Raw genomic sequence first — 7,910 nt, 5'->3', positions numbered from 1 at the left:
CTGGGAATATCAATGTTACAATTAATTATAGCACCAACCGCCAGAGCGATCGAGCAGGGAAAACAATTAATTCCACGGATTAGACAAGAATTCCGTAATGTCAAACAACAGCAAGAACTTTTAGAATTGATAGAGACAATCTTGGTTTATAAGTTACCCCAAGTCAGTAGAAAGGAGATAGAAGCGATGTTTAGTTTAAGTGATTTAAAACAAACTAAAGTGTATCAGGAAGCTTTAGAAGAAGGTAGAGAAGAAGGTAGAGAGGAAGGTAGAGAGGAAGGCCGACAAGAAGGCGAATTAGCGGCAAAATTAGCTTCTATTCCTCGTTTATTGGCCTTAGGATTAAACTTTGAACAGATAGCACAGGCTTTAGAATTAGAAATCGAACAGGTTAGACAAGCAACTCAAGGGGAATAGGAAAAGTTCAAACTTTGATAAATTAATATAATTGCTGGTGGCTATCTTTTGCCGGTAGCTATCAAGTAAATCGAAGAATAAAGTAGGTGGGGTTGAACGATAGTGAAACCCGACATTTAAGTAATTTGGTTGGGTTTCGTCAAATAAATTCCTGTAAAATAGCTTCGATTTGTCCTTTTAGAGGAGGAATATCATTTTCAACAATATCCCAAATAATCTCTAGATTAATACAAAAATATTCATGAATAGTTAAGTTTCTTAGATCGCTGGCATCTCGCCAAGGCACTTCGGGATATCTTGCTTTAAATTCTTGAGAAGTTGCTCTCGCTGCTTCACCAATAATTTGGGCGTTGTCAGATCAGAATATGAAAGATGCAATGCAATCCTTGCTATCAAAGTAATTTCAGTTCCGGTGCTGATTCGGAGCATCTTTCAATTTGACAACGCCTAAAATAGGGCGTTGATCACACCCAGCATATCTACACTTCGGGGGCGACCCCCTTCTTTGGCCGGTGGAATGAGCGGTAGGAGTAATTCGGCCTGCGCTCGTGTCAGGTCTCCCGGATGGGCTTTTAGGTTTGTTGTCATCTTCAAGACCGGAGGAACATCTATATCTCTACACTACCCCTAGTGGTCTCCTGACTTTTCAAACATCCTCTCAGATTAACTCCTCTTAGTTCAACCTGCTAAAAATCATAGTCAGGGATTTTTGTCTGTTATAATTTATACAAAATAACCTGCGATTACCCTGCTTATTCTCGTCGGCGAATGGTAAATTGACTGACTGTTATACTGATACTAAATCCTATTTAAAAGCGATAGGAGACTGGGGAACGACGGAACAGCAGCCGGTCGTCGAGAGATGATGTCAAATCCCGTCATACTTGATCTTTATTTCTGACCAGCTGCCTAGACAAATCAGAAAGTAAAAGTCGTGCGGATAGTGCCGATAACTAAGGTGGAATTGTTGTTATTTGAGTTAGGAGAAGTAATCACGATTACCCCTGGAGTAAGGGCAATATTATCGGTGAGCTTCCACTCATAAAATCCTTCGATATGAAAGGAAGTATCGGGATCATTAGTGGAACTGCCATCATTTAATCTGATACTAGAACTAGATACCCAGGGCTGCATACCAACAATAATACCGGCCGTATTTCCTTCCTTAAATAGATCAGGAAAAGCCAAAGTTATCGCCCAATTCCAGATATCTAAATCCCCGCGTTCTAGTTGTCCATCTAAGGTGCTAAGGGTGATAGCTTTTGTGTAACCCCCCCAACCACCGAGGACAAAACCATCGACAATTCGCCAACTAAATTGTAACCCCAAACTATTATTAATTGTCGGGACAGCCTCCCCGAATAGTTCTTCGGTGAAAAATTGGAAATTCGAGTGCTGACTTCCCGTCCCCGTGTCTAATTGGTTATAACCATGAAAGTAGGATAAAGCAATGCCAAAATTATCGTTTGGAACATAACCCAGCTGCCCTAGGGCAGTATAGGAGCCGTTAAATAAACCCCCTCCCGGGTTAGGATCGTTAGCATCCCCGGCAAGATAACCGGCGCTGAATTGCAAAGCCCCATAATTACCCTGTAAACCGAGTCCAGTTTGTCCGGGGGCAAAATAAAGGGGATTGCGGGTACCAAAAGCGGAAAGCGCCCCACTAGCACCATCTCCATCCAAAAAGTTGAGGGTATTGGTAAAGTCATCTTTAGCACCTCCCGTCGCTTCTAACCAGAGGTAGATATTTTCCGTTAGGGGGAAACTGTAGTTTAAAACTTCTAGCAATAAATCGTTGCCGTCGGGTTGGGTAAAGGCTAAGGTACTTTGAAAAGTTCCCGTGGTATCGGCTAAATCGGCAATATTTCCCGTTGCTAGACGGGTATAGAGTAAATCTTTGCCTGTGAAGCTAGTATTTAATTCTAAACGGGCCCGATAACCAAAAGCTGGTACTTGGGGAATCCCTTCACCACCGTTTTTTTCTCCTGTGGCTACCCCATATAATGCCATCACCACTTCCCCAGTTAATTTAGTAGTGGTGGAAAATTGATTATTTTCCAGAAAAGCGACTCGATTTTCTAAGTTATTAACCCTAGCCCCTAAGGCCGCTAATTCTGTCTCGAATTCCCTGACTAATCGCTTGATTCTGTCTAGATCTTCTTTTAATACCGCTACTCCTTCTTGAATCAATCTTTCTAGGGTATTTAAGCAGGAATTCAACCCGGCGGCAAATTCCCAACGAGTTAAAGCGCGTTCACCGCGAAAAGTGCGGTCAGGATAACCTACTATACAACCATACCTCTCCACGAGACTTCTTAAGGCCTCAAAAGCCCAGGCGGTGGGAGAAACATCCCGCAATTGATTGACACTTGTTACCTGTGCCATGGGGTTACTAGAGAGGTTTTCGAGACTATTAGCCAGTACCGGACCAGAAAAACCCAGTAATATGGCTGCTGTTAGGAAATTTTGCTTGATTTTCATTGCTGTCTCCCACACCTATAAGAATGATTATTGTTCTCAGTATAATCAGGTTAGCAAAATTTTGGCTCTTCTGGTTTCTGTGTGGAGGGAAGAAGAATAGGGATAATTTTATAGAAATATAGTCTTCAAAGCCTTGCCTAGCAAGACTCCTACGAATGATAATCAGTGCTTATCACACAAAGTAGAGAAGAGCCAAATTTTTCTAGTCTGGCACTGTTGCAAATATTTTTCAAGTGTTACTCCAGATAAAATCTGAATTTTTTAGCATTTCTTGGTTCAAATAAATCTTAAATGATAATAAAAGCAATAGGTAAATAATTTTATTGTTCCTAAGAACAAGATAGAGACGCTGCTGACAGCATCTCTAAATGATTATTTTTGGTTCAATTGAGGATAAAAAAGGGGTAACTAGCGCAATTCAGCGTTAAACTCGTTAAAAGAGCGTCTTTTTAACTCTAGCGATTGCGATCGAGGCAAAAGATCAAAAACCTTTCTTAAGACATCATCCACATCTTCATATTTAACATTGCCCAAACCATCATAAACCACTTTACCTTGTTGGTCTAAAACCACCGTTTGGGGAACCCCACCGCGATAATAGTAACCCGGTTCATCGGCACGATAGGAAGACTTTAAGGGGATAGAATCGACAGTAACGGGGATAATACTGGCGGCGCGACCGTAAAACTCTTGAAAACGGGAGACAATCGCCGCAAATTGCTTACAATCGCTACTATCATCCAAATAATAGACAATAATAGCTGGAATTTTCCGTTGAAAAGTTTCCGCTAAATTTAAACGCGGTGGCACGAGGGAACCATTACCCGCATAGACCACAAAAATATTACCATCGAGGCGATCATCATCGATCCCCGCATAGGCGCTAGGGGTTAGCCAAGTAGAGAAACTCGTCAGAGCAACAATGAGAAAGACAAGACAGATCTGAAGACGCAGCCGATAACGAGATTTCATGATCAACAGGGTTAGAATATTAAGACAATTTTTAGTTTGACATACCCCACGCCGTAAACGGACGTGGATTCTTCTAGCATCACTGCTGTGAATTTCTGGCTCAACGAGTCCACTTGAATTAGATTCCTGGCGAAATCCCACCCAGAGGTGGTTCTCTCCTCAGACTTTCGCTCCCTTACAGAAGCCTGTTTTCGTATGCCCTACGATACAGTTCAAAACCTCTAAAATAATTGGTTTCTCTGGTACTTGACGCTTAGAGCTTTTACCTATAGGAGCATTCCCCTAGAGAACCCCATAACTCTAGTTTTCAAGGTGCGTTCATCCTGCGATGACTGGGTTTTTTAAGCGGTTGCTTACCCGGGCCGCTATTCTTAATATCATACATCACATAAAGTCGCCCTAAAAGGGCGAGGCTTTAAACCCAATTTTTCGGTAAAAAATCTTGTGACCTTCGAGCGCGATAATTCCCAAACCACCTCGCGAGTCATTGCCGCTAACTCGCGCTTTGCCGATACCTATTATGCCATTCTAGGACTACATCCGAGTGCCTCGGTGATCGAAGTGCGACGCGCCTATCGGGAACTTAGCAAACGATACCACCCCGATACTACCGAACTCAGCCCCGAAGTGGCAACGGTTAAATTCCAGCGTCTTAACGAAGCTTATGCCACCCTGAGTAATCCCGATCGCCGTTCCCTGTATGATTTACAGATAGGTTACTCGCGCTGGAATGTCATCCAAACTATCCCGGATAGCGATCAACCCATAGCTAATCGTAGCGCCTATCTCGATCCGACCGATCGTCCCCTATCTTCGGGAGAAATTTTTGCTTTGTTTATCTTGGCACTCACCCTGCTCGGCTGCTTGTTACTAGCGGTGATTATTGCTATGCTTCGAGGAGAGAATGCCGTCACTGTAGCCCAATTATTTTTGATTTAGATTCATGCGATGAAGATTCCCACTGCTGATACTCCCCTCTATAATCATCCCTTACCGGCGATCGAAGCATGGCTAGTTAAATTAGGTTGTCGGAAAAATACCGAGAATATCCACTGTTGGATCGTCGAAAAACCAACATGGAAAGCGGAAATCTGCCTCGATATCGAAGAAATCACCGTTCGTTACTTTCGGGCAGCCAATGACGGCAGTGACATCAATCGCGCTTTTAAATACTCCCTTAGTCGCCAAGATATCGAATCGGCGGTTTTTTCCGGTCCCTAATCATCGGTTAAACTTTTAACTATCTAAGATTACTCGTTAAGACAGCACCGGAGTTGGTAGCAGGGAGAGCTAGTCCGAGCATTTGTACTAAATTTTCCGAGACGCGGTGTCAATTCAGTACATTTGTTCAGATTGAAATCAAAGCTCCCCCACAACTGGAACCGCTGCCGGCAGTGCAACCGTAGCAATAGGAAGCGGTTTGTACCTCTGCAATTAGCTCTAAAGTACCCGCTTGTAATAAATCTGGCAGGGTTAATTTTTGGCCTTGACCGGTGCAAGCGACCAGATCTTCCATCTGATTAAAATCGCAGTCATAGATATTACCCAAATAATCAATAGAAAGCTGATTACGACACATCAAATGCTCGACAGTATCGCCATTAAAATGGTCTTCGAGGAATTGAATATAGGGTTGATAGAGTTGCCGGTGTTCCAGATGGAAGCGTGTCCTTCCGACGGGTAGGTTAGTGATAGTAAATAGATTGTTAAAAGAAATATTAAAATGTTCTTGCAAGAACTTTTTGTAATCCCGTGTCAGGGATACCTGATCCGGTGTGAGAGAAAAATTATCTGACTTAGGAATCTGGGGATTATAGACTAAATCCACAATCAAATTCGGCTCTTGAGCGTAGCCGAGACGGTTTAACCATTGTAAAGCGGCGATTGATCGGTCATAGACTCCCAGACCGCGCATTTTATCCACATTATCGGCAAGATAACAGGGTAAAGAAGCCACCACCCGCAACTGATGGCCAGCGCAATATTCAGGAATATCAGTAAATCCTTTCTCGAAATAAATAGTTAAATTCGAGCGCACAATTACCTGTTTCCCAGCTTTTCTAGAGATTTCCACAATCGGCTTAAAACCGTAGAGCATTTCCGGGGCGCCGCCGGTCAGATCGACGGTTTTAATTTGGGGAAATCTTTCGATCAGTTCGATAATTTGTTCGCACACTTCTGGAGTCATTTCTTCGGAGCGAACTGGACTAGCTTCCACATGACAATGGCTACAAGCAAGGTTACATCTTTTCCCCAAATTAATTTGCAGAACCGAGATTTTTTGCTTAGTTAAAGGAGTTTTTAGTTTCTCAACAAAAGGAGTCATGGGAGAGTAAACAGTAATCAGTAAACAGTAATCAGTAAACAGTAATCAGTAAACAGTGAACGGTAAACGGTAAACATTGAACAGTAAACAGTAAACAGTAATTAGTAAACAGTAAACAGTGACCAATAACTAATCAATGATAACTGATAACTGATAACTGATAACTGATAACTGATAACTGATAAGTGATAAGTGATAAGTGGTAACTGAGGGATCGAACTTGTCTCGACGCTGCTTTTTTAACAGCAACCGCCTCCGTTATAGTGCCAAGTGGACTCGGTGATGAGGATATCTTGGGGAGAGGAGCGAGCTAAGTTGCCCGCAGTTTTATCACAGACGGCCACCGGCAATCCTTTGGCTAAAATATGCCCGGCACCATCATCGAAAATTGCCTCCGTACCAGTATAAATAGCAGTTTTGCCCGTAAAAATACAGGCCCCATCTTCGGGAATAGCTAGTTTAAAAGCAACGGAATCCAAACTTTCTAATAGGAGCGGATCGGCTAAATTATAACTCTGACAGTCCAGTAAACGATAGGGACGACGGGCCCGAATTTCTACCTGACCAAAACCAGCATCGATCAACTGTTTAATATAATCATCGTAGGTTAAGGCCCCCGATAGACACATAGCTCGTAAACGCTGATCTTCTTGCAAATGTTCGGGGATTGGACGAGTGGCGATCGGATCGCTCATCAGTAAACGTCCTCCCGGTTTTAAGACGCGAAAAGCTTCCCGTAAAGCTAACTGTAAATCGGCTGGTTTAAAGATATTAAAAAGACAATTCTGCGCCACTACATCGACGGAGGCATCCTCCACCGGCAATTCAAAAGCGGAACCATCTCTAATTTCCACAAAATCGAGACTAAACCAGGGATTTTCCAGCAGCGCTTCGCTGAGATTTCTTTGGGCTGCCCAACGCATTTCTGGCACTGGATCCACCGCAATGACTCCCCCTGGACGACGGGAAAAATAGGCGAATTGCAGTGCTTCTAAACCACCACCCACACCCACATACAAAACCCTGGGAGAATTGCCTAATTCATTGGCCTGCACCGTCGTGCCACAACCATAGTTCATCTCCTGCATAATGGCAGGGATTTTTAACCCCGGTAGTTGCAAAGGACTGCTTTGGACACAACATAGCCCCACTTCGGGAGTTTGGGCTACTTCCCTGTAAAATTTGGCAGTAGCTTCCAGATAAGTCATTTTCATCCTTTAAACTCCTTTTCTCTGATCAATTCAAGGACCGACTTCGCATCCTCGCCCAACGCTATCGTAGCATTCGTACTGACCTATAAACGCTTAAAATGCGTCTTAGTTTATCTTGATGCTCCGAGAACTCGAATATAGTCATTTCAATTAAGATTGAGAATATCAATGCCAGAGTTCATAAGGGTTTAACCGGTCTAGAGTGTATCAGACTTATCTGAAATGACTATAAATCTTCTTCGGCCTGTTGATAAGAGGTTTTGGCACAAGCACGCAGACAGCACTTCCTTAATTAGGTGATTTCTGACAAAGAGTTTACCTAATCTAATCAACTTAAAAAATAAGGGGAAAATAGTTAGGGCTTGCTGAAAAAGCCTGAAATGCCGATAGGAAAAAGGTTTCGACTCAATAAAGTCGAGAAAAAAGGCCCAAAAAAAGGTAAAATACCCTAAAAGCCAGGCACTTTTTTCATTCAGTACAGATGTATCGTATCTCGACCGCAA

The 7,910-nt window shown here is 42.9% G+C and carries 8 protein-coding genes and 2 pseudogenes; 4 read left to right on the top strand and 6 right to left on the bottom strand.

From position 1 onward, the window contains the following. Nucleotides 1-417, top strand: a 417-nt coding sequence (locus tag O9300_RS05815) for an Rpn family recombination-promoting nuclease/putative transposase (protein WP_287970555.1), incomplete at its 5' end; no start/stop codon positions are given. 139 nt (nt 418-556) lie between these two features. Here O9300_RS05815 and O9300_RS05810 read toward each other — a convergent pair. From O9300_RS05810 to O9300_RS05795, 4 genes and pseudogenes are all read right to left on the bottom strand, one after another. Then, the gene (locus tag O9300_RS05810; RefSeq protein WP_147069407.1) at nt 557-760 is read right to left on the bottom strand and encodes a HepT-like ribonuclease domain-containing protein; all 204 of its coding nucleotides are present in this window, start codon (nt 758-760) and stop codon (nt 557-559) included. A gap of 107 nt (nt 761-867) precedes the next feature. After that, nucleotides 868-1,005, bottom strand: a pseudogene (locus O9300_RS05805) (transposase); the annotation flags it as partial. A 330-nt stretch (nt 1,006-1,335) separates the two neighbouring features. Further along, nucleotides 1,336-2,898 (bottom strand): iron uptake porin, encoded by a 1,563-nt coding sequence (locus tag O9300_RS05800; protein WP_287970552.1) that lies wholly within the window; start codon nt 2,896-2,898, stop codon nt 1,336-1,338. Between the two features lie 408 nt (nt 2,899-3,306). Further along, nucleotides 3,307-3,870, bottom strand: a complete 564-nt coding sequence (locus O9300_RS05795) for a thylakoid membrane photosystem I accumulation factor (protein ID WP_287970550.1) — start codon at nt 3,868-3,870, stop codon at nt 3,307-3,309. A gap of 444 nt (nt 3,871-4,314) precedes the next feature. On the opposite strand from O9300_RS05795, the gene O9300_RS05790 reads away from it, so the two are divergent. Together O9300_RS05790 and O9300_RS05785 are read left to right on the top strand one after the other, a co-directional pair. Further along, nucleotides 4,315-4,809 (top strand): J domain-containing protein, encoded by a 495-nt coding sequence (locus tag O9300_RS05790; protein ID WP_149986933.1) that lies wholly within the window; start codon nt 4,315-4,317, stop codon nt 4,807-4,809. A gap of 9 nt (nt 4,810-4,818) precedes the next feature. Continuing rightward, nucleotides 4,819-5,091, top strand: coding sequence for a DUF3143 domain-containing protein (locus O9300_RS05785; RefSeq protein ID WP_004163459.1), 273 nt, complete (start codon nt 4,819-4,821; stop codon nt 5,089-5,091). 127 nt (nt 5,092-5,218) lie between these two features. On the opposite strand, the gene arsS is transcribed toward O9300_RS05785, so the two are convergent. Next, nucleotides 5,219-6,196, bottom strand: a complete 978-nt coding sequence (gene arsS / locus O9300_RS05780) for an arsenosugar biosynthesis radical SAM (seleno)protein ArsS (protein ID WP_287970547.1) — start codon at nt 6,194-6,196, stop codon at nt 5,219-5,221. A gap of 239 nt (nt 6,197-6,435) precedes the next feature. Further along, nucleotides 6,436-7,410 carry an arsenosugar biosynthesis arsenite methyltransferase ArsM gene (gene arsM, locus O9300_RS05775; protein WP_287970545.1) on the bottom strand — a complete coding sequence of 325 codons (975 nt, stop codon included), beginning with the start codon at nt 7,408-7,410 and terminating at the stop codon, nt 6,436-6,438. Here arsM and O9300_RS19635 point away from each other — a divergent pair. After that, a pseudogene (locus tag O9300_RS19635) lies at nt 7,410-7,493 on the top strand (type II toxin-antitoxin system RelE/ParE family toxin); the annotation flags it as partial. The gene arsM and the pseudogene O9300_RS19635 sit on opposite strands and share 1 nt — an antisense overlap. Between the last annotated feature and the right edge of the window lie 417 nt (nt 7,494-7,910).

Source organism: Microcystis sp. LE19-195.1E, from assembly GCF_027532095.1.
Lineage (GTDB): Bacteria > Cyanobacteriota > Cyanobacteriia > Cyanobacteriales > Microcystaceae > Microcystis > Microcystis aeruginosa.
The sequence above is the reverse complement of the archived record's forward strand: the minus strand, read 5'-3'. Positions and strand labels throughout refer to the sequence as shown.